Here is a 25,822-nt window from a genome sequence, read left to right as displayed (position 1 = left end):
CCAATATCGGGACTTATCCGGGTGTGATACTGCCGAACGCGCATATCGGTCGCGAGTCGGCTGCGACGATGGGCCCGTGGCCCGTCTGCAGCCGCTCACCCTCGCCCTGGCCCTGACCGCGGGCCTGTTGCTCGGCCCGGCCCCCGCCGTCCCGGCGGCCGCGCCCACGCCCGCGCCGACCCCGGCGCCGTCACCGCTGCCGCAGGGCGACCAGCCCGTGCGCCTGGACCCGGCCGGGTTCACCAGCCGGGTCGACAACCCGTACCTGCCGCTGGCGGCCGGGTCGCGCTGGAACTACACCGCCTCCGGCGTCGACGGCGACGTGCGCACCGAGGTCACCGCCGGGACCGGCCCGCACCGGATCATCGGCATCGACACCGTGCCGGTGCGCACGGTCACCACCGACTCGGGCGGGGGCGTGCTGCGCGACGCCACCTCCTGGTACGCCCAGGACCGCGACGGCAACGTGTGGCTGCTCGGCCAGGCCGGCCGCGACTACCTGGAGGGCGTGCTCACCAGCACCGACCGGTGGGAGGCCGGCCGCGACGGCGCCCAGCCCGGCATCGCCATGCCCGCCGGTCCCACGACCGGGCAGCGCTGGCGGATCGCGTACGCGCGCGGCCGCGCCGAGGACACCGCGCGCGTGCTCGCCACCGGCCGGCACGTCAGCGTCCCCGCCGGCGCGTACGACGGCGTGATCACCGTCGAGGAGAGCTCACGGCTGTTCCCCGGCGCGCGCATCGAGCACTGGTACGCCCCCGGGGTGGGCCTGGTGCAGTCGCAGGCCGCAGGGGACGGCGACCGCACCAGGCTCGTGGCCTACCACCGGCCCTAGGCCGCGGCCCGCACCCGGGCCATCGCCCGGAACTCGTTGGGCACCTGCTGCATCACGTGATCGAAAACTTCGGCGCCCAGGTCCTCCCGCAGCGCCGTCAGCACCCCCCGCACCCCCGACTCGGTGTCCCGGTCGTTGAGGCCCGTGCGCTGGTGCACCCGCCGCAGCAGCTCGGGCAGGCCGAAGCACTGCATCCGACCGTTGCCGTCCACCGGCACCGCGTCGCGCAATCCCTCGTGCAGGTGCTCGACCAGGTAGCGGCGCTCCCCGCTGCTCAGCCGGCTGCCCAGGCACTCCAGCGTGGCCCGGGTCGCGTCCGCCGCCTCCTCCACGGTCAGCCCCGACAACTCGGCGACCTTGCGGAAGAACTGCTTGTCCCCCATACATCCCCTCCCAAACTCGCTCCCACAGGTGGACCAACCCCACCCTAAAGCCACATGCCCCCCAAACCCGCCCGTATTCAGTTGATCATGAACTTGTGGGCGTGCTCGGCGGCGTGTCACCACCCCGGCACCGTGATCACCCCGGCCGGGGGCCGGGGGCGGCGCTCCGGTGTGGAGCGTGCGTAGGATCGCCGGGTGGACGGAGCCGGGCTGTACGCCGCCAACGCCGCAGGCATGTGGCAGGCCGCCGGGACGCCGCTGCCCGCCGACCCCCGCTACGCCGGGTTCACCGCCTACGGCGCGGTGCGGGTCGTGCTGCGCCGGCCGCTGGGCGCACCGTCCATCGCCGGGATCGTCGCCGCGCTGCCCGCCGGGCGGATGACCCTCGAAGACCCGTACGGGCTGGCCGCACCCCAGCAGCTGCCCGACGTCATGGTGCGGCGCATGCCGGTCATGAACCGGCCGCCGGGCCCGCCGCCCGCCGGGCAGCGCGACGGGATCAGCGTCGAGCCGGTCACCGGCCCGGACACCCTCGCCACCGCCGAGCGGGTCATCGTCGACGGGTTCCCCTACCCGCACCTGCAGCCGTGGACCGCCGGGCGGGCGCTGACACCCCGGCTGCTGCACGCCCCCGGCTGGCGGGCGTGGCTGGCCCGCCGCGACGGCGCACCGGCCGCGGCCGGCTACACGTTCGACGACGGCACCGCGCTCGGCGTGTACTCCCTGGCCACCCTGCCCGAGCACCGGCGGGCCGGGCTGGCCCGGGCCCTGCTCACGGCGATGCTCGCCGCGCACCCGCGGCGCACCGCGACCCTGGTCGCCACCGAGGCCGGCCGGCCCCTGTACGCGGCGCTCGGCTTCGTCACCGTGTCCACCGCGACCTGGTACTTCCGCGCCGGCTGAGCCGGTACGGGTTTCGCCGAACCCGCGGCACGCCACACGGGGCGATGGCATCCTGAGGTGTCCCTTACACAGTGCCGGTCGCCCCAGGGCAGACGGCTCGCGGCGACCGGGCCGCGGCCGGAGGCGCCCGATGAAAACCACCCGAACGACCGCACGTGCCCCATCGGCGCAGGATCAGTACGTCGTCGACATCCTCACCGTCGTCAACGGCGTCCCGCAGCAGTGGCGCGTCGACACCCGCACCACCCTGCTCGAGGCGCTGCGCGACACGGCCGGGCTCACCGGCACCAAACGCGGCTGCGACCAGGGCGCCTGCGGCGCGTGCACGGTGCACGTCGACGGCAACCGGGTGCTGTCCTGCCTGATGCTCGCCGCCCAGGTCGACGGGCGCACCGTCACCACCGTCGAAGGCCTCGCCGGGGAGCTGGGCCTGCACCCGCTGCAGGAGGCGTTCCTGCGCCACGACGCGTTCCAGTGCGGCTTCTGCACCCCCGGCCAGCTCATGTCCGCCGCGTGCCTGCTGCGCGAACCCGGCCGCACCGGCAGCGACGCCGACATCCGCGAGTACATGTCGGGCAACCTGTGCCGCTGCGGGGCGTACGACAACATCGTCGCCGCGATCCGCGACGTCGCCGCGCGGCAGGCCGAGGGCGGTGCGTGATGCGCGCCTTCGTCTACGAGCGGCCCGCCGACGTCGCCCAGGCCATCGCCGCGGTCGCCGCCGACCCGCAGGCCGCGTTCCTGGCAGGCGGCACCACCCAGCTGGACCTGATGAAGGACGGGGTGTGGACCCCCGACCGGCTGGTCGACATCACCCGGCTGCCGCTGCGCGGCATCCTGGTCGAGGGACAGCTCATGCGCGTCGGCGCGCTCACCACGATGGAGCAGCTCGCCGCCGAACCGGTCGTCGCGCAGCGGCTGCTGATGGTGCGGGAGGCGCTGCTGGCCGGGGCGTCGGTGCAGCTGCGCAACATGGCCACCATCGGCGGGAACCTGCTGCAGCGCACCCGCTGCCGCTACTTCCGCGACCCGAGCGTGTCGGCGTGCAACCGGCGCAGCCCCGACTCCGGCTGCGCCGCCGTCGACGACACCGCCCGGATGCACGCCATCCTCGGCGTCGACGAGCGGTGCGTGGCCCTGCACGCCTCCGACGTGGCCGTGCCGCTGGTCGCCGTCGACGCGCAGGCCCTGGTCGCCGGTCCCGGCGGGCAGCGGCACGTCCCGCTGACCGAACTCTGGGTCCGCGCCGACGAGGGCCCGTCGATCGAGCACGTGCTCACCCACGGCGAGCTGGTCACCGCCGTGGACGTGCCGCTGCTGCCCGCCGGGTGGCGCTCGGGCTACCTGAAGGTCCGCGACCGGGCGTCGTACGAGTTCGCGCTGTGCTCGGCCGCGGTCGCGGTGCTCATGGACGGCGACCTGATCGCCGACGTCCGCATCGCGCTCGGCGGCGTCGGGTCGGTGCCGTGGCGGGCCCGGCAGGCCGAGGAGATGCTGCGCGGCACGCACGTCGACCCGGTCCGGTTCGAGCAGGCCGGGCGGGCCACCGTCGCGGGGGCGTACACCCTGCCCGGCACCGCGTTCAAGGTCGACCTGGCGGTGGCGACGCTGACCAGGCAACTGCTGGCGATGACGACGGAGGCGAGCACATGACCGCCGTACAGGCACGCACCGCAGGCTGGGTCGGGCAGGGCGTCGACCGCGTCGACGGGCCGCACAAGGTCACCGGCACCGCGCCCTACTCCGGCGATGTGACACTGCCCGGGATGCTGCACGCGATGGTGGTCACCGCGACGATCGCCGCCGGGTCCGTCACGAAGGTCGACACGAGCGCGCTGCTGACCCTGCCCGGGGTGCGCGCCGTGTTCACCCACGAGAACTTCCCGCGCCTGAACGCCGGGCCGCAGGTCGCGTTCGGGGAGGCGCCGCCCGCGCCGCTGCAGGACGGCCGGGTCGCCTTCCACGGCCAGGAGGTCGCCCTCGTCGTCGCCGACACGATCCAGCAGGCCGCCGAGGCCGCGCGGCTCATCGAGATCACGTACGCGCCCGAGGCGGCGCTGCTCGACCCGGCCCACGGCGTCGAGGAGCCGCTGCCGTACCTGCCCGACACGCACCGCGGCGACACCGAGGCCGGCTGGGCGCAGGCCGACGTGCGCGTCGGCGCGACCTACACCACGGCGGAGAACGTCAACAACCCGCTCGGGCTGATGGGCGCCGTCGCCGCGTGGGACGGCGACCACCTCGACTTCCACGACTCGACCCAGTGGCCGGTCAACGTCCGCAAAACCCTCGCCGCGATGTTCGGCGTGCCCGAGTCGGGCGTACGGGTGCACGCGCCGTACCTGGGCGGCGGGTTCGGGGCCGGGCTCATCCCGTGGCCGTACAAGATGCTCGCCGCCGGCGCCGCCCGCGCCCTGGGCCGGCCGGTGAAACTGATGCTGACCCGGCCGCAGATGTTCAAGCTGGTCGGGCACCGGCCCGACACCGAGCACCGGGTGCGCCTGGCCGCCCGCCGCGACGGCACGCTCACCGCGATCGAGCACCGGGCCGTGTCCCTGGCCTCGCTCGACAAGCCCGCGCTGGGGCTGCTCACGTCCGCGACCGGGCAGGTGTACGCGTGCCCGAACGTCGCCACCGTCGAGCGGACCGTGCGGCTCAACCGCCGCTACCCGTCGGCGATGCGCGGCCCCGGCGAGGCCGAGGGCAACTGGGCCATCGAGACCGCCATGGACGAACTCGCCTACGAACTGGGCATGGACCCGCTGGAGCTGCGGCTGCGCAACATCTCCGCCGACACGCACCCCGGCAGCGGCCTGCCCTGGTCCAGCAACGCCCTGATCGAGTGCTGCAAGGTCGGCGCGGAGGTGTTCGGGTGGGCGCGGCGCGACCCGCGGCCCTCGGCCACCCGCGACGGGCACCTGCTCGTCGGCTGGGGCATGGCCACCGCGTTCTACGGCGCCTACCTGCCCGTGTCCACCGCCCGGATCACGGTGTACGCCGACGGGACCGCCGCGGTGCGCACCGCCGGGACCGACATCGGCACCGGCACGTACACGATCCTGACCCAGGTGGCCGCGGACCTGCTCGGGCTGCAGCCCCGGCAGATCGACCTGCAGCTGGGCGACAGCGACCTGCCCGACGCCGCCCAGTCCGGCGGCTCCGGGCTGGCCTCGTCGCTGTCGGCGGCGCTGCAGGACGCCGCCGCGAACCTGCGCGGCTCGCTGCTGGACCTGGCCGGTCCCGACTCGCCGCTGCACGGCGCGGGCCCGGACGAGGTCACCTGCCGTGACGGCGGTCTGTCCCGCTCCGCCGACCCGTCGGCGCGCACGTCGTTCGCGCAGCTGCTCGCCGCCGCCGAGCTGACACAGCTGTCCGCCGAGGGGCACACGCGGCTGCCCGACTCCGCCGAGGCGGGGATGCACCAGGCCGGCGGGTTCGGGGCCCGGTTCGCCGAGGTCGCGATCGACCCGATGATCGGGCGGCTGCGGGTGCGCCGCATCGTCACCGTCACCGACTGCGGGCGGGTCCTGAACCCGAAACTGGCCCGCAGCCAGATCATCGGCGGGACCGTCGGCGGCATCGGCATGGCGCTGTTCGAGGAGACGGTGACCGACCCGGGCACCGGGCGGGTCGCCAACGGGACGTTCGGCGACTACCTGATCGCCTCGTGCGCGGACGTGCCCGACATCGAGGTCCTGTTCGCGGGCGGGCCCGACCGGTTCAGCCCGGCCGGGACCAAGGGCGCGGGAGAGATCGGCCTGGTCGGCATACCGGCCGCGATCGGCAACGCGGTTTTCCACGCCACCGGCCGCCGCCTGCGCGCCCTGCCCATCACCATCGACCAGCTGATGATGTGACCCAAGGAAGGCCGGTAGAGCCGCCTGTGACGTGCGCCCTCGACACCGGGCCCACAGTTTCGCGGTGTAGTCGGGCCGATCGGCCGATACAACGTCAGCACCATTCTTCGGAGCATCTGCATATATCTAAGGAGACGCAGATGCCTGAGGATCCTGATCGGCCCGATAACGAGTTCGGTGCCAGCGATGCCGCCGCTTTCGGCGCTGCGGCGGGATTGTTCTACCTCATGGGCCGGGGGATCAGCCGGGCTATCAACGGGCCTCGTCGAACCTGCCCTCAGTGAGGTCATTTCATCCTGATTGGCGTCGATGTCGCGTGGTGTAGGGCCAGGATGGCCCGCGCGATGACGCCGATCTTGCTGACGGTGCAGCGGACACGGGTGAGGATCTGCCAGCACTTGAGCGTGGCGAAGCCGCGCTCGCCGGGTGCCCGGACGGCGGCGTGGCGGCGGTTGTACGCCGTCGCGGCCGGGATCAGGGGCTTGTCCTTGCCGGCCCTGACCGGGGTGATCAGGGTGGGTGCCTCGCCCTGGTAGCCGCGGTCGGCCCAGAACTGCAGGCCGTGCCGGACGGCGGCGTCGACCACGCCGTGTCGGCGCGCGGCGGTCAGGTCATGGGTCGAGCCGGGCAGCCCGTCGGAGATCCACAGCAGGTTCCCGGTTTCACCCGCGAGGGCCTGCAGGTTGACGCCGTAGGTGCGCTTGCGGTGCACCCACCACAGTTTGTGCGCGCTGGTCCAGCGCACCCGGAACGTCGTGATGATCGTGCCGTCCAGGATCGTCACCTTCCCGCGCCGTCCGGCCAAGGCCTCTTCCAGGGACGGTGCCCGAGCTGCCAGCAGTGCCACCGCCTCACCGACGTACCGGTAGCAGGTGGCCGGCGAGACCTCGAACGAGACCGCAAGCTGGGCGAGGCTGTCCCCGCAGCGCAGGTGGACCAGGACCAGCAGCGCCTGCCGAGCGGGTGACAGCTTGCGCCACCGGCAGCCGCTCTGCCTGCGGTGCTCGGCCAGCAGGCCGGTGAGGAACTCCAGGTGGGGCGTCGACAGTCCCGGGACCGGGGCGCGGTAGGTTAGCAACTGAAGCTCCTGCTGGTACTGGTTGGTGTGGTAACCCCAGTCCTATCGGGAGCTTCACTTCATGGCCCACATCCCCACGCTCAGTTGATCAACCTGAGACATCCACATCCATCAGGATGAAATGACCTCAGTGCAATGGCGAGAAGGTCGTGGGAAAGGTCATCGTCTGCCGGGTGTGCGAAGGCAGCCGTACCTTTCTCGGCAGAACGTGCCCGGAGTGCAACGGGCTTGGCGGAGGACTGCGCAGCGTGACCTGTGCGGGCTGCTCCGGCAAAGGCTGGATCAGGAGTAAGTGACAGGCTCGCCTCGCCGATCATGACGTCAGACCGGCCTTCGGTGCGCGATGTGAGCCGGCAGCCTTTCCGGCCGGGAGATCGCCGATCGCGTTGTCGGCTCCAGTCGCCTGCGAGCTCAGACCAGGAAACGGGGAAGTGTGCCCGGCAATCCGCTCGATCTCTATATCAGAGCCGCTACCCTGCTGGGCGGTTTGGGGCGCGAATATGATCCTCGGGCGCTGAACGAGGCGATTGCGCTCCTGCGGCAGGCATTCCGAGTGGTCCACCTCCACCACCCCCTTCGCCGCGAGATACTCGGCACGCTGTCCACGGCGCTGATGGTTCGCAGTGAACGCGAAGGCGACTACGACGATATCGACGAGGCGGTGTCGCTTGCCCGCACTGCGGTCGATGGTGGTGGGGACGCTCAGTCCTACGTCAGCCTGGGAAACGCCCTCGGGCGGCAGTTCGAGCTGACCGCCGAGCCGGCATACCTCGACGAGGCCATCGACGCATATCAGTGCGCCTTGGCCGACCCTGACCCGGGCTACCGTGCGGCTTCGCATGGGAGTCTTTCGTACGCGTTGCTGCTGCGATTCCTGCGGACCGGCGCAATCGACGACGTCGACCGCGCGATCAGACTCGGCACGATGGCCGGCTACTTTGCCGATCCCGAAGACCCGGAGATCGGCAACAGCTTCGCCAGCGTGTCCAAGGCGCTCGTGGCGCGATACGACGCTTTGGGTGCTGTCGGCGACCTTGACGATGCGATTCGGTTCGCCGAGCGGGCGCTGTCCCATGCACCTTCCGGACATCCGCTGCGCGGGCGCTTCCTCGTCGATCTCAGCGACGCACTCCGCGTGCGGTTCCTGCGCCGTATGTACACCGATGTGGCGGACTCAGCGCCCCTGGACGAAATCGACCGAGCGATCGCGCTGGCGAACGAGGCGGTCGCGATCACCCGCCACGGGCACCATTACCGGGCGGCCTACCTGGAGGCGCTGGCTAACGCGCGGGAAGCCCGCTTCGGGGCGACGAATGACATACGCGATCTCCGGAATGCGATCGAGCGCCGACGTGACGCCGTTGCCGAGGCAGCCTCGGTAGCGGATGCGGCAGGCAGGTTCAGTAATCTGGCGCATGACCTGGTGAAGAGTTACATGGAGACCGGCCGGCGGACGGACCTCGACGATGCCCTCACGGCCGCATGGCGCGCGGTCGAACTGACACCGGCGGGTAACGCGGACCGGGCTCACTATCTCGCTATTCTGGGACTGGTTCAATTCCAGTCTTATCTTGCTGCCGACGACAGCGGCGACGGCGCGGAGCAAGCCATGTCCGCGCTGGGTGAGGCGACCACCATCGTCCGCGCGCCCGTCGGCACCCGTGCCAAGGCCGCATCCGCGCTCGGTGACATCGCAGCCTACGTGGGCCGATATTCCGATGCGGTAGATGCATACCAGCGTGCGATCCAGCTGCTGCCGCTGGCAGCGTGGCGCGGCGTGCACGAGGTCGACAGCGAGTTCGTCCTGGGCCGGTTCGACGGCGTCGGCGGAGAGGCCGCGGCCTGCGCAATCCTGGTGGGCAAGCCGTATCTGGCACCCGAGCTGCTAGAGCACGCGCGAGCGGTCATGTGGTCCCAGGCACTCGACCTACGCGCCGACCTGCTGGCGGTGCGGGCGGCCGATACCGGCCTGGCCGACAGGCTGGAGGCCGTACGCGTCGGGCTGGGCAGGCTCGGCGGAAGACATCGCTGACCGTGGGGGCCGGCGTTGACCGGGCCGGTATCAAGGTCTGTTTGCGGCTGAGCAGGCCGTGGGTACGAAAAGGGGCATGACGTCTCATGCTGACACCACCTGGCGGCCGTACGAGGTCGAGGGCGAGCTGAGCACCGCGGAGAAGAACCGGCTGCCCGAGACCGTGTTCGCGTTCCCGGCCAAGCACAAGCTGCCGCTGACCGACGCCGAGCACGTGCGCAACGCGCTGGCCCGCTTCGACCAGGTCAAGGGCGTCAACGACGACCAGCGCGACCTCGCGTTCGCCAACATCCAGGCGGCGGCCCGGCACTTCGGCGTCGACGTCGCCGAGACGCACTGGCACCAGCTGGGCCGCCGCCCGTACACCCAGAACCCGGCGCACTGACCTCCGGGGGCGAGCACGGATCGATCCGCTCTGGCAGGATCGCCGCATGCTGCCCGTCCCCCCAGGTGCCATCGTCCCGTTCATCGCGTACCCGGTGCCGATCACCCCGCCGCCGGGCTGCGGCGTGCTCGTGTTCACCGTCAACCGCGGGCCCTACCTGGTGTCGGCCGCCTCCACGGCCCGGCTGCGCATCGGCGGCCAGGAGGTGCCGTTCGCCGGTGAGGGCACCTGGCACGTGGCGGTGCCCGCCGGGGCGTTCGAGGTGCGGCTGACCGACTTCATGGGTGTGCCGATCATGAAGACGGCGGTGACCGTGCAGCCCGGCGAGGCCCAGGCGCGCACGTTCGACTTCCAGGTGTGGCGCAACCGGGTCCTCGACGGGCAGGGCAACGACGCCGCCACGTTCGCCATGTGGTCCAACTACCTGATCATGGTGGTGACGCTGGTCGGCATCGCGGTGGCGTGCTGCTGCGGCTTCGGCGCTCTGATCACGCTGCCGGCGCTGACCGCGCCGCACTGACCGGTTCGGGCAGCTCGGGCAGCTCGACGTTCGCCTCGCCGAGCGGCTGCAGCGGGGTCACCGTGGCGTAGCCGTCGGCGAGCAGCGCCATGTCGGTGCCGGGCTCCAGGCGCGCGCCGGTGTCCTCCAGCGCGGTGCGCACGAAGCCGGTGCCGCGCTCGGCGATGCGCATCTGCACCTGGCCGAACCGGCCGAACCGGGCCCGGCACAGCCCCCGCACCTGCTCGGTGGGCAGGTCGGGCACGTTCAGGTTCAGCACGGTCGAGCGGGGCAGGTCTGCCAGCAGCGGCAGCAGCGACACGGCGTACGCGGCGGCGGTGTCCCAGTGCCGGTCGTCGTCGGTCAGGTCGCCGTCGGCGAGGTCCAGCGACACGGCCAGGCCGTGGCAGCCGTACGTGGCGCCGGTCAGCGCGGCGCCGACGGTGCCGGAGTGCAGCACGGCGGGGCCTGCGTTGGCGCCTCGGTTGATGCCGGACAGGACCACGTCGGGCGGGTCGCCGAACGCGCCCCGGGTGGCGATCAGCGCGGCCAGCGCCGGGGTGCCGGTGACGGCGTACGCGGGCACGCCGTCGACGCCGGGCAGGCGGCGCTCGTCGACGACGACCCGGCCGTCCTGCGCGACGGCGCTGACGGCGGCGCTGGCACCGCTGGAGTCACGGGCCGGGGCGGCCACCACCACGTCGAAGCCGCCCTGGTGCGCGGCCAGCGCCAGGCGGTGCAGGCCCGGCGCGTCGATGCCGTCGTCGTTGGTGATCAGGACCCGGGTCATGAATGCGTCACCTTCTCCGCGAGCTGCTCGGGGGACATGTGGCCGGAACGTTCGGGCTCGGGCGGGGGCGCGGCCGCGCCGCCGGGCACCGGCGTCAGCTCGACGCGGGTGGTGAACTGGGCGATGACGTCGGCGCGGCCGGTGCCCAGGCCGTGCCGGGTGACGTTGAGCGCGCCCGCGGCCGCGCCGGTGCGGACCGCCTCGGCCAGTTCGCCGCCGCGGGCCAGCGTCGCGGCGACGCCGGCGGTCATCGAGTCGCCCGCGCCGCGGTGGTCGGCCGGTTCCAGCCGGGGCAGCTCGACCTGGTTGACCTCGCCGTCGATGAGGACGAACGCGGGATGTTCGGCCCGGCTGAGGATGACGTTGGCGGCGCCGTCCTCGCGCAGCTTGAACAAGCCCGCCACCAGCGACGGGATGCTGTCGTCGGGGGCCATGCCGTCGCGCAGCAGCTCCTCGTGCGACACCTTGAGCACGTCGACGCCGCCCTCCAGGACCGCCGTGAGGTAGTCGCCGGACAGGTCCGCGACGACGGTGGTGCCGTTGCGGCGCAGGTCCTGGGCCAGCCGCCGGAACACGTCGGGGGCAGGATCTGCGGGTCGGCGACGCCGGTCAGCACGGCGACCTTGGCGCGCAGGCCCTCGGCGAGCGCGACGTTGTAGAGCTCGTCCTGCTCGTGGCGGCTCAGCGGCCGGCCGGGGGCCTCGGCGACCTCGCGGCGCTGCCCGTCGCGGCGGTCGTGCACGTAGGCGCCGTTGCGGGCGGCGACGTCGACCGCGCCGAGCTCCAGGCCCTCGTCGAGGATGAGGTTGCGCACGACGCGGCCGGTCTCGTCGCCGAAGGCGGAGCACAGCACGGCGCGTACACCCAGAGATTTGATCATGCGGGCGACCCAGACGCCCTGCCCGCCCGCGTGCAGGTGGATCTCCTGCTCCTCGTCGCCGACCTGCTCGACGGTGACGGTGAGCTGCGGGGACGGTGCGAACACCATGACGGATTCCGGCATGATCGTCGCTTACCCCGGCGCCGGGCGATTCAATCACCGTCCGGCGCCGGTGATCACCGGTGGGTGGGGGTGCAGGCGTCGGCGGCGCGGCGCAGCAGCGGCACCAGGTCGTGCGGGCTGTTGACCACGACGTCCATCATCGCGGCGACCTGCTCGCCGGTTTCGGGGTTGGACACCCCGACCCGGAACACGCGGAAGGCCGGGTCGGCCGCGGCCCGGTCGGCGAGCGCGGTCAGCGCGGGCAGGTCGCCCAGGTCGTCGCCGAAGTACCAGACGCAGTCGAGGTCGCCGGTGGCGGTGCGGATGACGCCGCCCTTGTCGCGGCGGATCGGCGGCTTGAGCTCCAGGACCATCCGGCCGGGCAGCGGGGACAGGCCGTACTCGGCGGCGCGGTGCCCGCCCCAGGTCTCGACCTGGCCGCGCAGGTGCGGGGCGGTGCGGTAGTGCAGTGCGACGGACAGGCGCTTGTCCTCGACGAGCACGTCGGGGTCCAGCTCGGTCACGGCCCGTTTGACGACCTCCTCCACGGCCGACACCCAGGGCAGCACCTCGGGGTCGGTCCACAGGGTGCCGTGGGCGTCCATGGACTCCATGCCGTAGAGGCCGTAGAGGCGTACCGGCTGCGCGCCGAAGTGCCGCTGCAGGAACTCCACCGGCCGGCCGGACACGACCGCGACGGTGCGGACGCGTGCGGCGATCTCGGCGACGGCCTCGACGACCCCCGGGACCGGGACGACGCTGGTGGGGTCGTCGCGGATCTCGGACAGGGTCCCGTCGAAGTCGAAGAAGAAACCGCAGGTTTGGCGCCTTTCGGCAGCTATGCGTAGTGCGTCGGTAACGCTCCGCGACTCGATCACTTGCTTACTCTAGGACATCGATCACGATCTGATCACGTGAGATGCACGATCATTCGTGTCCACCAGGTGTAAGGTGTGCGCCTCGGTCAGGTCCGGGGTCTCCCACCTGCCGATGAGCCGCTCCAGCACCGCCGCCGGCACCCGCGCCTGCCGCCGCTCGTTGCGGGCCCGCAGCACCCCCGGCGGCGCCTCCAGCGACACCAGCTCCACCCGGGCGCCGTAGGACGCCGCCAGCCCGATGCAGATCTCCCGGTGCTGGCGTGACACGTTCGTCGCGTTCCACACGAACGCCCGGCCCGCCCGCAGGTGCTCCCGCGAGCGCTCGTACGCCGCCGCGGCCACCGCCCGCTGGTCCCCGGCCGGGCTGACCCCCAGCTCCGCCCGCAGCGCGTCCAGGCTCACCACCGGCAGGTCCGGGCGGTGTCCGGCCAGCCACGTGTCCTTGCCCGCCCCGGGCAGCCCCGACAGCACCGTCACCGTCAGCCGCGTGTCGTCGTACGCCGCATACCGCGGGTCCCGCCCCGGCGTGCGGAAGTACGTGAACCGCGCGTGGTCGGAGGCGAAGGGCCACGGCCCGTCCAGCACCCCCAGCTCGGCGCAGTACTGCCGGAACAGCTCGATGTTCTCCCGCACCGCGTCGGCGTCCGCGCACACCCGGCCCAGGATGTCCGCCGTGGCCAGCAGCGCCAGATCCTCGTTGCAGGCCGTCAGCGACACCCGCAGCACGATCTGCTCCAGGTCCGGCCGCTCCAGCGCCCAGAACGGCACCTGGTGGTGGCGCACCAGCGCCGCCACGTGCTCGCGCCACGCGATCGGCGCGCCCGCCTCCCACAGGATCCGCCGCGCCAGCAGCTCACCGCGGCGCGAATGCCCGTGCGCGGTCACCCGCTCGCCCTCGCGCCGGGTGCAGTCCGGCTTGGCCACGTCGTGCAGCAGCACCGCCGCGAACAGCCGCACCTGCCGCGGGCGCGGCAGCGCCCGCCACTGCGGCAGGTCCGCCAGCGCCTGGGCCGCCATCCGGGTATGGGTCAGCACGTCGCCCTCGGCGTGGTGCACCGGATCCTGCTCGACCCCGGCCAGCCGCCGCAGCCACCCGAACTCCGCCTCGGCCGCCGCCCAGTCCAGCGCCCAGCCGGGGCCCTGCGGGCACAGCCGCTCAAAGGCCCGCATACAGCACCTCCGGGTCGGCCAGCCGGTTGGCGACGATCGGCCGGTCCGCCCAGTGCGAACCCGAGTCCAGCACCGCCGTCAGGAAGCCGTGGCGCACCCACTTGTAGCGCTCCACCACCCGGCCGCCCTCCTCCACCTTCAAGTACAGGCCCTCCATCTCGTCGGCCCGGTCCGACTCGGCCGCCGCCCGCTCCGGGTCGACCCCGGCCTCGGCCGCCGCCCCGGCCAGCGCGTCCCGCCAGCCCGGCGTACGGCACCGCGACGGCCCGACCAGCGCCGTCAGCTGCTCCAGCCGCGTGAACGGCCCCGCCGCGAGCACCGGCACGCTCGTCACCGGCAGGCCCGCCAGCAGCTCCCGTCGGCCCGGGGTGTCCAGGAACGTGCCCGTGGCCGTGTCCAGCACGTCGAACTCGCAGAAGTAGTGCGGCAGCGCGTCGTAGAAGACGGTGTGCTTGGCGTACATCCACTCGCCGTAGCAGACGTAGCGCCCGCCCAGCCGCGGCCACAGCAGCGGCGCGACCGTCGCCGCCCACGACTTGAGCACCGCGAACTGCCGCTCGCGGGGCCCGCCGGTCAGGTAGTGCCCGCGCGACTGCAGGCGCAGCTCGCCCTCGGCGGTGAAGCTGATGCCCGCGTTCGCGCCGTCCAGCTTCTCCTCGACGACCACGTGCCGGCCCCGCAGCTGCGCGAACGGCACCTGCGCCAGGTCCTCGTCGCCGGGCTGCAGGCGCGAGCCGGCCAGGTGCGGCGTACGCGGATACTTCACGATCACGCCGACTGTTGTACCCGCCCGAGGTGCCACCCGGCCAGCGGTTTTACGCCCGGAACCGGTGCCGCGATTAAGGATCGGCGCGCGGGGGTAGGCACGCGCCATGACGGCGACCGGAATCCTCAGCGCAATCCTGATCGGAATCTTCATCGGCACCCTCGGCCGGCTGATCCTGCCCGGCCGCCAGGACATCGGAGTCATCGCCACCGGGTTCGTGGGCATCCTGGCGGCGCTGTCGGGCACCTGGGTGGCCCGCCAGATGGGCTGGGAGAACACGTGGCCCGCCCGGTGGGACTGGGACTGGGTCGGCCTGCACCTCACGTGGAGCTGGGCCGAGCTGCTCACGCAGCTGGTGTGCGCGGTCATCGGCATCGTCATCGCGATGGCGCTGACCCGCACCTTCATCGCCGACGACGGCCCTGTCCGCCGTCGTCGCCGCCGCACCACCACCTGAGCGGCCACGCGAATGGGCCCCCGGAAGTGTTTCGGGGGCCCATTCGCGTGTTCACACGATCGCGCGGAAGTGCTTGACCGCCCGGTTCGCCAGCGGCATCAACGTGCGCGCGTCGAACTGCCGCAGCGTGCCGCAGGTCGGGTCGGGCACGAACTCGGTCTGCCGGCTGCCGCGCCGGCCCGTCAGCCGCCCCAGCGACACCGCCAGCCGCGGTGTCAGCTCCCGCAGCCGCGCCTCGTCCGGGGCCGGGAAGTCACCGGCCGGCGGCGGCTCGCCGCGTACCCGCCATAGCGCCAGCAGGTCACGGACCCGCGCCGGATCGGTGGGGTCGGCGCCGAACACCGCGGCGACGTGCAGCGCCAGCATCGCCTGCCACCAGGCCAGCTCGGACCATTCGGTGACCGCGTCGGCCGCGGTCAGCGCCCCGCTGGCCCGGACCGGGCCGGTGAAGAGGAACCGGTGCCGCAGCTCGGCGTGCGCCACGTAAGCGGTGGTGCCGGGGATACCGGCCGGGTACTTCGCCCGGTGCGCCGTGAGCCAGTCCCTCGCCTGGGCACCCGTCAGTGCGACGGCGGCCCGGGCCAGGTGCCCGGCGAACCCGTCCGGGTCGGCGAAGAAGCCGTGCCACGCCGAGACCGGGACGGCCTCCGGGCGCTCGGGCAGCTCCCGCAGGCGCGGGGACAGGTCGGCGCACATCAGCGCGTCACCTCCCCGGCGGCGAGCCGTGCCAGGGCCCGCCCGGCCACCTCGTCGGGCCGATAGGCGCCGGTCGGCTCGAACGGCGCCGCCAGCACCGAGCGCACCGCGGCGCACAGCTCCACCAGCAGGTCTTCCGTGGCGGCCCACAGCAGCACCGACCAGGTGCCGCCGACGGCGTACGGCGACAGCAGCAGCGCCCGCTGCCGGTCGCCGGGACCGGCGAAGCGGTGGGCCACCTGCGCAGGACCGGGCAGCGGGCTGTCCGACACCGTCTGCGGGCGGGCCGTGAGCCGCTGCGCCAAGGCCGCCAGCTCCGCCTGCGCGACGTCCGGCACCGTGTCGCACAGCCAGCCCGCGCCGCGCAGCAGCGGCAGGTCCCACACCCGCGTGAAGACCCACTCGGAGAAGCTCGCCGCGTGCGGGCTCCACCCATCCGGGCGGAACCCGAACCAGGAGATCAGCACAGGCGGGTCGGCCGACCCGTCCAGCCGAACCGCCAGGCTGTAGCCGCCCTGGTTCTCGTCGAGGAAGGGCAGCAGGCCCGCCGCGACCGGGTCGAACTCCCGCTCCTCCTGCTCCTCGAGGTCCGGCGGCCAGTCGTCGCCGTCGGCGGGCCACCAGTAGGTCGCCGGGCCGCCCAGCTGCTCCGCCGCCAGCACGAGATCGGCGCCGTCGGGCTCCAGCACCGTACGGGCGCAGGCCAGGCGGTACCAGTCGCGCACCGCCCGGGGCAGCGGCCGCCCGTGCGTGACCTCGAACGCCGCGAACGCGGCCCCGGCCGTGGCCGAGCGCTCCGCGGGCGCCTGCGCCAGGGCCAGGGCGGCGGCCAGGTAGTCCATCTCCATCAGCCCGTCCATCACCGATCGTCCACAATGATCAGCGGGACTATACGGGCCGGTGCCGACAGGCGGCGGCGCCGGCTCAGCGGCGCTGCCCGCGCGGCTGCCCCCGCCGGGAGCCCTCGCTCTTCGAGCGCTGCCGCGGCGGCTTGGCCGCCTTCCCCGGACCCGCCTCCGGCGGCTGCCCGGCGAGCGGCGCACCGGGCGGCACGATCCCGAACCACTGGCCGATCGCGAACGTCAGCGCGGTCACATACGCCAGCGCCCACAGCACCGCGGGCACGTCACCGTCGGCCAGGTGCGGGACGGCGCCCAGCGCGGCCACCGGCAGCAGCACCGCCAGCAGCCGCCAGCGGGTCAGGCCGGTCCCGGCACGCCCGCCCAGCGGGACCAGCTTCACGCCCCAGGGACTGCGGGACAGGGCCAGGCTCGCCGGCCACAGCCGCCCCCGGCCGTCGACGTCGATCACGGTGACCCCGGCCCGGCGGCGCACCCGCACCGCGTGCGGCCCGGTCAGGTCGCGCAGCCACGGCTCCCACACGACGCGCTGGTGCAGGCGGCGGCCACGCCGGTCGGTGAGCACGGCCCAGGCGGCGTACCCCCGTGGTGCCGGATCGATGCCGCCGGCGCGGCTGATCCGGCCGGCGGTCCGCATCGCGCGGCCGCGCTCGGCCGGCGGCGCGCCCTGGGCCAGGTGCAGGACGAGTTCGCCCGGTTGGGCCGGGGCGCCGGCCGCGGCGACCCACTGCGCCATCCGGACCAGCCACGACACCACCAGCAGCAGCGCCACCGGGATCAGCAGCGCGCTCGGCCCGACCGTGCCGGACTCGTACAGCGGCAGCGCGGCCACGCTGCACACCGTCAGCGCGGTGACGGACGCGATGACACGCGACGGCGCGGGGACACGGACCACGCCCGCACGGTAGGTCCGCCCGTCAAGCCCTCCGGCAGCACAGGTGTCGCCATTCCGCGGGGTGCCGGCCGCGGGCTCAGCGCCGGGTGGCGGGGATCCAGCGCACCACCAGCCGCCGCCGGGCCAGCACCCCCGCGGCGAGCAGCGGCATCCCGGCCAGCAGCAGCCACAGTGGACGCCCGGCCCAGTACGCCCACGACTCGACCTCGCCGACGCGCTGCACGCTGTAGCCGTTGTCGGCGAGCACGTACGCCTCGATGGTGGTGCTCTGCGCGCGGGCCTCCAGCTCCTGGTAGAGCAGGGTCAGCCGGCCGCGCTGCAGCTGCCCGCCGGCCTGCCAGGTGGCGCCGTGGCAGTGGAAGTCCGCGCGGGGGCCGCTGGTCCAGATGGTGCCGTGGCGGCAGTCGGCGTCGGCGACGGTGACCTCGGTGCGCTGCCCGTACCGGCCGACGTAGTCGGCGGGGGCGAGCTGGCGCATGGCCACCCCGGACACGCCCCAGGACAGGCCCAGTGCGCCCAGGCCGACGACGGTGGCCACGGCGAGGGCGGCCGCCTGCCGCAGCCGGCTCGCGCCGCGCGGGGCGGCGTCGAGCAGTGCGAACCCGAACGCCAGGCCGGGCAGCGCGACGTTGACCATGGTCAGGCCGAAGCCGGCGAGCACGGTCGTGCACACGGCCAGCGCCAGCGAGGCGAGTCCCACGCCTCCTACCAGGACCGCGAGCCCGACGACGGTGCTGGCAACGAGGTCGGTCGAGGACACGTCGTAGTCGCGCCGCGGTGCGGAAGGGCTTGCGGACCGTTCGGTCATCGTCGTCCCCTCCGCAGCGTTAGAAGGCCTCACTTTAGGGGTACGCGTGCGGGTTGGCATCCGGTGAATCACGGGGCGGCCCGCCCGGCCCGACGATCATGGCCGGTCGGTCAGAGCCACTCGACGCCTTGGCCGTGGCCCATCGTGAAGGCGACCGGCCGCCCGTCCACCGCCAGCACGAACCGGCCCGGCGGAACGCCGCCGGGCAGCTGCCGGGCGACCTGTGGCACGACGTGCGCGGCCTCGTTGGACAGCCACACCGTGCCGGGCCGCTGCCGGGCCAGCGCGGCCGTCTGCGCGGCGAAGCGCTCCACTGCGGCGGTGTCCAGGTAGGCCAGCACCGCGGTGTGGAACACCACCAGCGTCGCCCCGGCCGGGACCCGCGCCACGAGCGCGGGCAGGGAATCGTTCAGGTCGCCGCGGACCAGCACCGGCGGGTCCGCGGCGGCGATCGCGGCGGCGGCGTGCAGCCGGGCCACCCGCTCGGTGTGCTCGGGCCAGATCAGGCTCTCCAGCCAGCGCACGTCGCCGGGGGCGGTGACGTCGAGCGGGTTGAGGTCGATGCCGCCGCGCCACACCACCTGCGGCACCGCGGCGGGCACGGGCACGGGTCCGTCCACGGTGCACTCCAGCAGCGGCCCGTCCGCCGGGCCGAACGGCGCGCGCTCGCCGTAGGCGTACCGGTAGCGGTCGGGGTAGAGGCACAGCCCGGCCGAGGCGCCGACCTCCAGCAGGGCCAGCGGCTGGGGCAGCGCGGCCAGCACGGGCAGCAGCGTGGCGCAGCGGCCGGCCTCGTTGGTCTGCGTGCTGCGGGCGAGCATCTGCGCGCTGACCGCGGCCCACTGCCCGGTCACGAACTCGCGAAACGCCGGGTAGTCGGCGACCGGCCCGCCGAGCAGCCGCACCGCGCCGAGCAGCAGATTCGGCTGGCGCTTGGGCAGCGGCAGGGCGCCGAGCAGCGCGAGCAGCTCCGGGTCGGCGGCCACGCCCAGGCACAGCCGCTCGTACGACGGCGAGCGCCCGGCGGCCTCCCGCAGCGCGAACGCGCGGTACGTCTGGGCGAGGGCCTCGTCGTCGCTCGGGATGCCAATCATGATCGGTACGGTAGGACGGCGCCGGTGCAGTACGCACCGTGATCAGCGCGACATGCCGGTTAGGAAGGGCACCTTCTACTACGGAAAACGATAAGAAGGTGCCCTTGCTTTCGTCAGTGGGCCGATACGGCGGCGGTGGACGAGGAGGCGGCGCCGCCGGTGATGGCAGCCATCAGGGCCATGTTCATGGCGTAGATGACCTTGCCGACGGCGGGTCCGCACCATTCGCCCTCGGTGAGCTCCTGGATGCGGTGCCGCATGTCGTCGCGGTTCATCTCGGGGAAGTGGTGGCGGTCCAGCATCAGGGTGTGGATCAGCGACAGGAGGCTGACCGAGTCGCGGTCGGGGGTGGCGATGCGGTCGAGCACCTCGCGCAGGTGGCCGATCAGGCTCCGTTCCAGTGCCCGGTCCGCCTCGGGGTAGCGGGGGCGGTGGAACACGCCCATGACGCGGTGGTCGACCCGTTCCAGCACCCCCTTGGTGACCAGCCCGTCCAGCAGGCGCTGGCGGTGGTGCGGGGAGGCCAGGTGGTAGATCCACCAGTCGGGGGCGTGGCCCTTGTGATCCTCGGCGATCTCGATGAGGGCGGCGTCCTGGGACAGGTCGCCGGTCGGGGTGCGGTCGATCGCCACGACCTCGCCGCGTTGGGTCGCGATCCGGCCCGCGTTGGCCAGGCTCAGCAGGACCGCTCCCTCGATGCCGAAGTCGAGATGGTTGATCGGCACCAGCGGCCTGCCGGTCGTGTCGTCGTAACTGAGCAGGACCAGCTGCTCCGCCAGTGAGAGCTCCATAAGCCCGAGTTTAGGCGCTTTGCCCGCCTCTGCAGGTTGCTACTGCGGGTCGGGGCTGAGCAGCGAGCCCTCGCGCAGCCTGCGTACCCAACGCTGGACCTGGGCCCGCCCGCGCAGCCGCACCACCGCGACGTGCTCCCCGCGGGACTCCAGCAGCCCCGCCACCCGCCGGCCGGGCTGGCCGTGGGTGCGCCACGCCCACCGGATCACGTGCTCGGGATCGGTGAACACGGTGCGCAGCGGCCCCTCGGTGTTGCCGTTCCACAGCTGCTCGCGGCGCCAGCGGCGCAGCACCGTGCGCCGGGTGACCTGCCACATCGTCAGCCGGCGGGGGTGGTCCAGCCACAGCACCGTGTCGGCCCGGCCGCTGAGCAGGTCCCCGAGCTTGTTCGTGTACTGCCACTCGGTCACCCAGCGCGGCTGCTGCGCGAATGCGGCGACCTCGGCGGCGAAGGTGGGCCGCGGCTGCCAGCCGGTCCCGTGGTGCAGCGCGTCCAGCTCCACCCGCGGCAGCTCCAGCACCTCGGCGACGGCCGTGCTCAACGTCGTCTTCCCGGACCCCGACGTCCCCGCCACCAGCACCCGCTGGGGCACCCAGGGCAACGGGTCATAGACGCTCAGCAACGGCACCGCCGTACCCTACCGCGAAGCCCCTCCCCGCCGCGCGCTCCAAGATCCCGACGATCTTGCGCGAACTGTTGTCGATATGCCCGGAACGGGCGTGTCGTACCCACAGTCCGCGCAAGATCGGCGGGGGAGAGCGGGCCAGGGCGGTCAGTAGACCTTGAGGAGGTCTACGACGAAGATGAGGGTGTCGCCGGGTTTGATGACGCCGCCGGCGCCGCGGTTGCCGTAGGCGAGGTGGGGCGGGATCACGAGTTTGCGGCGGCCGCCGACGCGCATGCCGGCCACGCCCTGGTCCCAGCCGGCGATGACGCGACCCGCGCCGAGCTGGAACTGGAACGGGGAGCCGCGGTTCCAGGAGGCGTCGAACTCCTCGCCCTGGAAGGTGACGCCGAGGTAGTGCACGGCGACGGTGCGGCCGGGCGTGGCCTCCTCGCCGTCGCCCACCACCAGGTCGGTGATCTCCAGCTCCGCCGGGGGCGCGCCCTCGGGGAAGTCGATGGTCGGTCTGCTCAAGGTCATGTTCGCCATCCTAAGCACGCCGGGGGGAACGTGGTCAGCGCAGCGCCGCCGTGGAGCCGCGCACCACGAGTTCGGGCCGGAACATGTACTCGCTGTGCGGGGCGGCGTAGCCGCCGATCTCGTCGAGCAGCGCCCGCACCGCCGCCTGGGCCATGGCCCGGACCGGCTGGCGCAGCGTGGTCAGCGGCGGGTCGGTGTACGCCATCAGCAGCGAGTCGTCGAACCCGACCACCGACACGTCGGCGGGCACGGACAGGCCCCGCTCGCGCACGGCCCGGATCGCGCCCAGCGCCATCAGGTCCGATCCGCACAGCACGGCCGTGACGCCCCGTTCGAGCAGCCGCAGCGCGGCGCCGTGGCCGCCCTCGACGCCGAACGGCGCGATCTCGATCAGGTCTTCGAGGTCGCCGTCGTGCAGGCCGGTCATCGCCTGGGCGAACCCGGCCACCTTGCGCCGGGTCGGGGTGAACCGGCGCGGGCCGCAGATCAGCCCGATGCGCCGGTGCCCGAGCGAGGCCAGGTGCGCCACGGCCAGCTCGGCCGCGGCGTGCTCGTCGCACGACACGAACGGCGCCGCGACGCCCGGCAGGTACCCGTTGACCAGCACCAGCGGCACCCCGTCGGTGGTCAGCCGGTGGTAGCGGCCCGGGTCGCCGTCGGCGGCGGCGTGCATGCCGGACATGACGATGATCCCGGCGACGTCGCGCTCGCGCATCATGTCGACGTACTCGTCCTCGCTGACCGTGCCCGGCGTCTGCGTGCACAGCATGGAGGTGTAGCCCTGCTGGGCCAGCGTCGACTCGGCGATCTGCGCGAACGCCGGGAAGATCGGGTTGTCCAGCTCGGGCAGGATCAGCCCGACCAGCCCCGCGCCGGTGCGGTGCAGGTGGCCGGGGCGCTCGTAGCCGAGCACGTCCAGCGCGGTCAGCACCGCCTGGCGGGTGGCCGCCGAGGCCCCCGGCCGGTCGTTGAGCACCCGTGACACGGTGGCCTGGCTGACCTGCGCCTGGGCGGCGATGTCAGCCAGGCGTGCCCGCGTGCCCACTCAGCCCTTCGTCCCGCCGGCGGTCAGGCCGGACACCAGGTGGCGCTGGGCGTACAGGAACACGAGCGCGGCGGGCACCGTCACCAGCACCGCGGCGGCGGTCAGGTACTCCCACTGGGCGTTGAACTGCGGCACGAACTGCTGCATGCCGTAGGCCAGGGTGAACCTGTCGTCGGTCTGGATGAACGCCGACGCGTACGCCACCTCGCCCCACGCGGTCAGGAAGCTGTAGAACGCGGTGACCGCGATGCCGGGCCGGGCCAGCGGCAGGATCACCTTCCAGAACGTGGCGAACGGGCCGGCGCCGTCGATGGAGGCGGCCTCGTCCAGCGACGTGGAGATCGAGTCGAAGTACCCCTTGAGCATCCACGAGCAGAACGGCACCGCGATCGTCAGGTACGCGATGACCAGCGACGCGTGCGTGTTGATCAGCCCGAGCGCGGCCATGATCTGGTAGATCGGCACGATCAGGATGGCCACCGGGAACATCTGCGTCACCAGGAACACCATCAGCAGGTGCCGCCGGCCGGGGAAGTTGAACCGCGACAGGGCGTAACCGGTGGTGGCCGACATCAGGATGCCGATGAGCATCGTGCACGCCGCGATGATGACCGAGTTCAGCATCCAGGTCGGGAAGTTCGTCTGCGTCAGCACGTACTCGTAGTTGGCCAGGGTCGGTTCCTTGACCAGGGACAGCTCGCTGCTCTGCACCCACTGGCCCGGCTTGAAGGAGCTCAGCACCACCCACGCGATCGGGAACACCGCGATCAGCGACGCGCCGATCAGGGTCGCGTGCAGGCCGATGCTGGCCAGGGGGCTGCGGCGGCTGCGGCCGCGGGGGCCGGCGCCGGGCGCCTTCGGGGCCGGGGCGGCCATCGGAGTGACGGTCATGGTCACCACACCTCGCCTTGCTTGCGCAGCGCCCGCCGGTACAGCACCGAGAACACCAGCAGGATGGACAGGATCAGCACGCCGTACGTCGAGGCCAGCGAGTAGTTGCGGATGCCCTCGAACGCGGCCCGGTACGCGCCGGTCACCAGGATCTCGGTGCCGCCGGCGGGCTCACCGCCGGTGACCAGGAAGATGATCGGGAACATGTTGAACGTCCAGATCGTGCCGAGCAGCAGCACGGTCATGCTGACCGGGCGCAGGCCGGGCAGGGTGACGTTGACGAAGCGCTGCCAGGGGGTGGCGCCGTCGATCTCGGCGGCCTCGTACTGCTCGCTGGGGATGGTCTGCATGCCGCCGAGCAGCGTGACCATCATGAACGGCACGCCGACCCAGATGTTGGTGACGACCGCGGTGAGCAGCGCGGTCCTCCAGTCGGCGAACCACTCCGCGCGGTCCAGCCCGACCGCCTCGAACAGGGTGTTGATCACGCCGAACTGCTCGTTGAACATGAACCGCCAGGCGAACGCCGACACGAACGCGGGCACCGCCCACGGCAGGATCAGCAGCACGCGGTAGATCCCGCGCCCGCGCAGCGGCCGGTTGAGCAGCACGGCCAGGCCCAGGCCGATGCCGTAGTGGAACACCACGCAGCTGACCGTCCACAGCAGGGTCACGCCGAACTGCCGCCAGAACTCACCGACCCGGCCGGACAGCAGGTCCACGTAGTTGTCGAACCCGACGACCTCCCAGGCGCTGGGGTTCGGCTTGCACACCTCGCTGCCGGTGATCGACTTGGTGCAGATCTCGGCGAGCTGGTTGGCCTCGGTCAGGTTCGTGAACGACAGCAGGATGCCGCGGCCGAGCGGGTAGAAGATCAGCACCCCGAGCACGATCACGACGGGCGCGACCATCACCCAGGCGTACCAGTGCTTGTCCCAGCTGCGGCGCAGCCGCCCGGGTCGTCGGGTGTCGCGCGGCGGCGGGGGACTGGTCCGGGCCGGCGGCGTGGCGGTGGCTGTGCTCACGGGCGTGCTCCGAGGGGGGATGAGGGGTGCTACGGGAAAGGGGCCGAGGCCGGTCCCGCGCGGGGACCGGCCTCGGGTCGAGGGTCAGGACGCGGCGTAGTCCTTGACGACCTCGGTCTTGTACTTGTTCGCGACCGCGTCGAGCGAGCCCTTCGGGTCCTTGCCCTGGATCAGGACCTCGGTGGCCATGGTGTCGAGCGGGCCGAAGAACTGGCCGCCCTCCGGGATCCACGGACGCGCCACGGCGGAGGCCACGACCGGCTGGAACGCGGCGATGATCGCGTTGTTCTTCACCGAGTCGATCTGGTACGCCGACTGGCGGGTCGGCAGCACGCCCAGCTTGTCGGCCAGGAACGCCTGCGACTGGGCCGAGGACATGAACTTGACGAAGGCGATGGCCGCGGCGGCCTTCTCCTGCGGCATGCCCGACCACAGCACGTAGTTGTGACCGCCGACCGGGGCGCCGGCCTTGGCCGAGCCCGCCGGGACCGCGGCGACGCCGAGGTTCTCGATGCCGCCGAACGCCGGAGCGTTGCGGACGTTGTTGACCTCCCACGGGCCGTTGATGATCATGGCGACCTTCTGCTCCTTGAACAGGGTCATCATGGTGCCGTAGGAGTCGCTGGCCGGCGGCTTGACCGCGGCGCCGGACTTGACCAGGTCGGCGGCGACCTTGATGCCGGCGACGTTGGCCTCGGAGTTCACGACGATCTTCTTGCCCGCGGCGTCGACCAGGTCGCCGCCCTCACCGTAGATGAACGGCAGCAGGAAGTAGCCGCCCGCGTTGATGAACAGGCCGTCCTTCTTGGTCTTGGCCTTGATGGTCGCGGCGGCGGTCTTCACGTCGGCCCAGGTCTTCGGCGCCTCGGTGATGCCGGCGTCGGCGAAGATCTTCTTGTTGTACATCAGGGCGAGCGAGTCGGTGACCTGCGGGACGCCGTAGGTCTTGCCGTCGAACTTGTTCGACGACATCGGGGTCGCGAAGAAGTCCGACTCGTCGGCCAGCAGCTCGCTGCCGTCGAGGTTGTACAGGTAGCCCAGGGAGGCGAACTCCGGCACCCACGCCACCTCGGCGCGCAGGATGTCCGGGGCGCCGGACTTGGCCGCGGCGGCGGTCTTGAACTTGTTCTGCGCCTCGCCGAACGGGACCGACTGGTAGTTGATCTTGACGTTCGGGTAGGTCTTGTTGAAGTCGGCGATGAGCTGCTTGTACGCCGGGCCCTCGTTCGCGGGGTCCGACGTGTCCCACCACGTCAGCTCGGCCGACAGGGCCGCGGGGTCGGTCTTCTGGGGTGCCTCGGTCGCGTCGTTGCCACAGGCCGCAACCGCGAGTGCGATGGCGGCGGAGGCAAGAACGGCGATCCCTCTGGCGGTGCGACGCATTATTCGCTCCTCGGGGGTTGCCTGTCCTGTCAGCGCGGGACGTTAGCAAGAAGTTTCTGGTTCAGAAAGTCTTTGCGACTCTCGCCGCAAGGCCGTTACCAAACGGCGTCCCAAAATCAGCCCAAACCAGGACCAGATGCATGCGTGACCCCGTTCACAGGGCGCTGATCTAA

The 25,822-nt window shown here is 72.6% G+C and carries 28 protein-coding genes and 1 pseudogene; 9 read left to right on the top strand and 20 right to left on the bottom strand.

The window, feature by feature from the left end; translation table 11 throughout:
* Positions 1–76 precede the first annotated feature (76 nt).
* The gene (locus CS0771_RS25945) at positions 77–835 is read left to right on the top strand and encodes a hypothetical protein (RefSeq protein WP_212843428.1); all 759 of its coding nucleotides are present in this window, start codon (positions 77–79) and stop codon (positions 833–835) included.
* Here CS0771_RS25945 and CS0771_RS25940 read toward each other — a convergent pair.
* Positions 832–1,218 (bottom strand): DUF2267 domain-containing protein, encoded by a 387-nt coding sequence (locus CS0771_RS25940; protein ID WP_212843427.1) that lies wholly within the window; start codon positions 1,216–1,218, stop codon positions 832–834. The two genes, CS0771_RS25945 and CS0771_RS25940, sit on opposite strands and share 4 nt — an antisense overlap.
* Positions 1,219–1,413: 195 nt before the next feature.
* Between CS0771_RS25940 and CS0771_RS39005 the strand changes: the two genes are divergently transcribed.
* The 4 genes from CS0771_RS39005 (at position 1,414) to CS0771_RS25920 (ending at position 5,978) form a co-directional block, all read left to right on the top strand.
* Positions 1,414–2,121: a GNAT family N-acetyltransferase gene (locus CS0771_RS39005; protein WP_244871033.1), complete on the top strand. Its 708-nt coding sequence runs from the start codon at positions 1,414–1,416 to the stop codon at positions 2,119–2,121.
* 130 nt (positions 2,122–2,251) lie between these two features.
* Positions 2,252–2,782, top strand: coding sequence for a (2Fe-2S)-binding protein (locus tag CS0771_RS25930; protein WP_212843426.1), 531 nt, complete (start codon positions 2,252–2,254; stop codon positions 2,780–2,782).
* Complete coding sequence (locus tag CS0771_RS25925) at positions 2,782–3,774, top strand: xanthine dehydrogenase family protein subunit M (RefSeq protein WP_212843425.1); 993 nt, start codon at positions 2,782–2,784, stop codon at positions 3,772–3,774. Before CS0771_RS25930 ends, CS0771_RS25925 begins: the two co-directional genes overlap by 1 nt.
* On the top strand, positions 3,771–5,978 hold the full coding sequence (locus CS0771_RS25920; RefSeq protein ID WP_212843424.1) for a xanthine dehydrogenase family protein molybdopterin-binding subunit: 2,208 nt from the start codon (positions 3,771–3,773) through the stop codon (positions 5,976–5,978). The genes CS0771_RS25925 and CS0771_RS25920 overlap by 4 nt, the downstream gene beginning before the upstream one ends.
* 286 nt (positions 5,979–6,264) lie before the next feature.
* On the opposite strand, the gene CS0771_RS25915 is transcribed toward CS0771_RS25920, so the two are convergent.
* On the bottom strand, positions 6,265–7,056 hold the full coding sequence (locus tag CS0771_RS25915; protein WP_212843132.1) for a transposase family protein: 792 nt from the start codon (positions 7,054–7,056) through the stop codon (positions 6,265–6,267).
* A 433-nt stretch (positions 7,057–7,489) separates the two neighbouring features.
* On the opposite strand from CS0771_RS25915, the gene CS0771_RS25910 reads away from it, so the two are divergent.
* The 3 genes from CS0771_RS25910 (at position 7,490) to CS0771_RS25900 (ending at position 9,993) form a co-directional block, all read left to right on the top strand.
* Positions 7,490–9,088, top strand: a complete 1,599-nt coding sequence (locus CS0771_RS25910) for a hypothetical protein (RefSeq protein ID WP_212843423.1) — start codon at positions 7,490–7,492, stop codon at positions 9,086–9,088.
* Between the two features lie 76 nt (positions 9,089–9,164).
* Entirely contained in the window at positions 9,165–9,473 is a 309-nt protein-coding gene (locus CS0771_RS25905; RefSeq protein ID WP_212843422.1) for a DUF6582 domain-containing protein, read from the top strand.
* Between the two features lie 46 nt (positions 9,474–9,519).
* On the top strand, positions 9,520–9,993 hold the full coding sequence (locus tag CS0771_RS25900; RefSeq protein ID WP_212843421.1) for a hypothetical protein: 474 nt from the start codon (positions 9,520–9,522) through the stop codon (positions 9,991–9,993).
* Here CS0771_RS25900 and surE read toward each other — a convergent pair.
* The 6 genes and pseudogenes from surE to CS0771_RS25875 form a co-directional block, all read right to left on the bottom strand.
* Positions 9,962–10,762: a 5'/3'-nucleotidase SurE gene (gene surE, locus CS0771_RS25895; protein WP_212843420.1), complete on the bottom strand. Its 801-nt coding sequence runs from the start codon at positions 10,760–10,762 to the stop codon at positions 9,962–9,964. The two genes, CS0771_RS25900 and surE, sit on opposite strands and share 32 nt — an antisense overlap.
* Entirely contained in the window at positions 10,759–11,337 is a 579-nt protein-coding gene (locus CS0771_RS39740) for a PfkB family carbohydrate kinase (RefSeq protein WP_371821477.1), read from the bottom strand. The genes surE and CS0771_RS39740 overlap by 4 nt, the downstream gene beginning before the upstream one ends.
* A gap of 176 nt (positions 11,338–11,513) precedes the next feature.
* Positions 11,514–11,750, bottom strand: a pseudogene (locus CS0771_RS39735) (PfkB family carbohydrate kinase); the annotation flags it as partial.
* Between the two features lie 68 nt (positions 11,751–11,818).
* Complete coding sequence (gene otsB, locus CS0771_RS25885; RefSeq protein ID WP_244871032.1) at positions 11,819–12,622, bottom strand: trehalose-phosphatase; 804 nt, start codon at positions 12,620–12,622, stop codon at positions 11,819–11,821.
* Between the two features lie 21 nt (positions 12,623–12,643).
* The gene (locus CS0771_RS25880; RefSeq protein WP_212843419.1) at positions 12,644–13,792 is read right to left on the bottom strand and encodes an AAA family ATPase; all 1,149 of its coding nucleotides are present in this window, start codon (positions 13,790–13,792) and stop codon (positions 12,644–12,646) included.
* Positions 13,779–14,564 carry an RNA ligase family protein gene (locus CS0771_RS25875; protein WP_305835189.1) on the bottom strand — a complete coding sequence of 262 codons (786 nt, stop codon included), beginning with the start codon at positions 14,562–14,564 and terminating at the stop codon, positions 13,779–13,781. Before CS0771_RS25875 ends, CS0771_RS25880 begins: the two co-directional genes overlap by 14 nt.
* A gap of 100 nt (positions 14,565–14,664) precedes the next feature.
* Here CS0771_RS25875 and CS0771_RS25870 point away from each other — a divergent pair, with 100 nt between their 5' ends.
* A complete protein-coding gene (locus tag CS0771_RS25870) occupies positions 14,665–15,015 on the top strand; it encodes a GlsB/YeaQ/YmgE family stress response membrane protein (RefSeq protein ID WP_203743736.1) in 351 nt (116 codons plus the stop codon).
* A 51-nt stretch (positions 15,016–15,066) separates the two neighbouring features.
* On the opposite strand, the gene CS0771_RS25865 is transcribed toward CS0771_RS25870, so the two are convergent.
* The 12 genes from CS0771_RS25865 to CS0771_RS25810 all read right to left on the bottom strand — a co-directional run bounded on the left by CS0771_RS25865 (position 15,067) and on the right by CS0771_RS25810 (position 25,649).
* Positions 15,067–15,711, bottom strand: a complete 645-nt coding sequence (locus CS0771_RS25865) for a hypothetical protein (RefSeq protein ID WP_212843417.1) — start codon at positions 15,709–15,711, stop codon at positions 15,067–15,069.
* The gene (locus CS0771_RS25860; protein ID WP_212843416.1) at positions 15,711–16,571 is read right to left on the bottom strand and encodes an SMI1/KNR4 family protein; all 861 of its coding nucleotides are present in this window, start codon (positions 16,569–16,571) and stop codon (positions 15,711–15,713) included. Before CS0771_RS25860 ends, CS0771_RS25865 begins: the two co-directional genes overlap by 1 nt.
* A gap of 64 nt (positions 16,572–16,635) precedes the next feature.
* A complete protein-coding gene (locus CS0771_RS25855; protein ID WP_212843415.1) occupies positions 16,636–17,466 on the bottom strand; it encodes a hypothetical protein in 831 nt (276 codons plus the stop codon).
* Positions 17,467–17,542: 76 nt separating this feature from the next.
* Positions 17,543–18,274 (bottom strand): hypothetical protein, encoded by a 732-nt coding sequence (locus tag CS0771_RS25850; protein ID WP_212843414.1) that lies wholly within the window; start codon positions 18,272–18,274, stop codon positions 17,543–17,545.
* 110 nt (positions 18,275–18,384) lie between these two features.
* Positions 18,385–19,368: a DUF2332 domain-containing protein gene (locus CS0771_RS25845; RefSeq protein WP_212843413.1), complete on the bottom strand. Its 984-nt coding sequence runs from the start codon at positions 19,366–19,368 to the stop codon at positions 18,385–18,387.
* Between the two features lie 113 nt (positions 19,369–19,481).
* On the bottom strand, positions 19,482–20,159 hold the full coding sequence (locus CS0771_RS25840; protein ID WP_212843412.1) for a GPP34 family phosphoprotein: 678 nt from the start codon (positions 20,157–20,159) through the stop codon (positions 19,482–19,484).
* A 39-nt stretch (positions 20,160–20,198) separates the two neighbouring features.
* A complete protein-coding gene (locus CS0771_RS25835; protein WP_212843411.1) occupies positions 20,199–20,789 on the bottom strand; it encodes a hypothetical protein in 591 nt (196 codons plus the stop codon).
* Positions 20,790–20,933: 144 nt separating this feature from the next.
* Entirely contained in the window at positions 20,934–21,305 is a 372-nt protein-coding gene (locus CS0771_RS25830; RefSeq protein ID WP_212843410.1) for an FKBP-type peptidyl-prolyl cis-trans isomerase, read from the bottom strand.
* 34 nt (positions 21,306–21,339) lie between these two features.
* Entirely contained in the window at positions 21,340–22,350 is a 1,011-nt protein-coding gene (locus CS0771_RS25825; protein WP_212843409.1) for a LacI family DNA-binding transcriptional regulator, read from the bottom strand.
* A complete protein-coding gene (locus tag CS0771_RS25820; RefSeq protein ID WP_212843408.1) occupies positions 22,351–23,241 on the bottom strand; it encodes a sugar ABC transporter permease in 891 nt (296 codons plus the stop codon).
* A 2-nt stretch (positions 23,242–23,243) separates the two neighbouring features.
* A complete protein-coding gene (locus CS0771_RS25815; protein ID WP_371821476.1) occupies positions 23,244–24,266 on the bottom strand; it encodes a carbohydrate ABC transporter permease in 1,023 nt (340 codons plus the stop codon).
* An 84-nt stretch (positions 24,267–24,350) separates the two neighbouring features.
* Positions 24,351–25,649, bottom strand: a complete 1,299-nt coding sequence (locus tag CS0771_RS25810; protein ID WP_212843407.1) for an extracellular solute-binding protein — start codon at positions 25,647–25,649, stop codon at positions 24,351–24,353.
* Positions 25,650–25,822: the final 173 nt, after the last annotated feature.

Source organism: Catellatospora sp. IY07-71, assembly GCF_018326265.1.
Taxonomy (GTDB): domain Bacteria; phylum Actinomycetota; class Actinomycetes; order Mycobacteriales; family Micromonosporaceae; genus Catellatospora.
The sequence above is the reverse complement of the archived record's forward strand: the minus strand, read 5'-3'. Positions and strand labels throughout refer to the sequence as shown.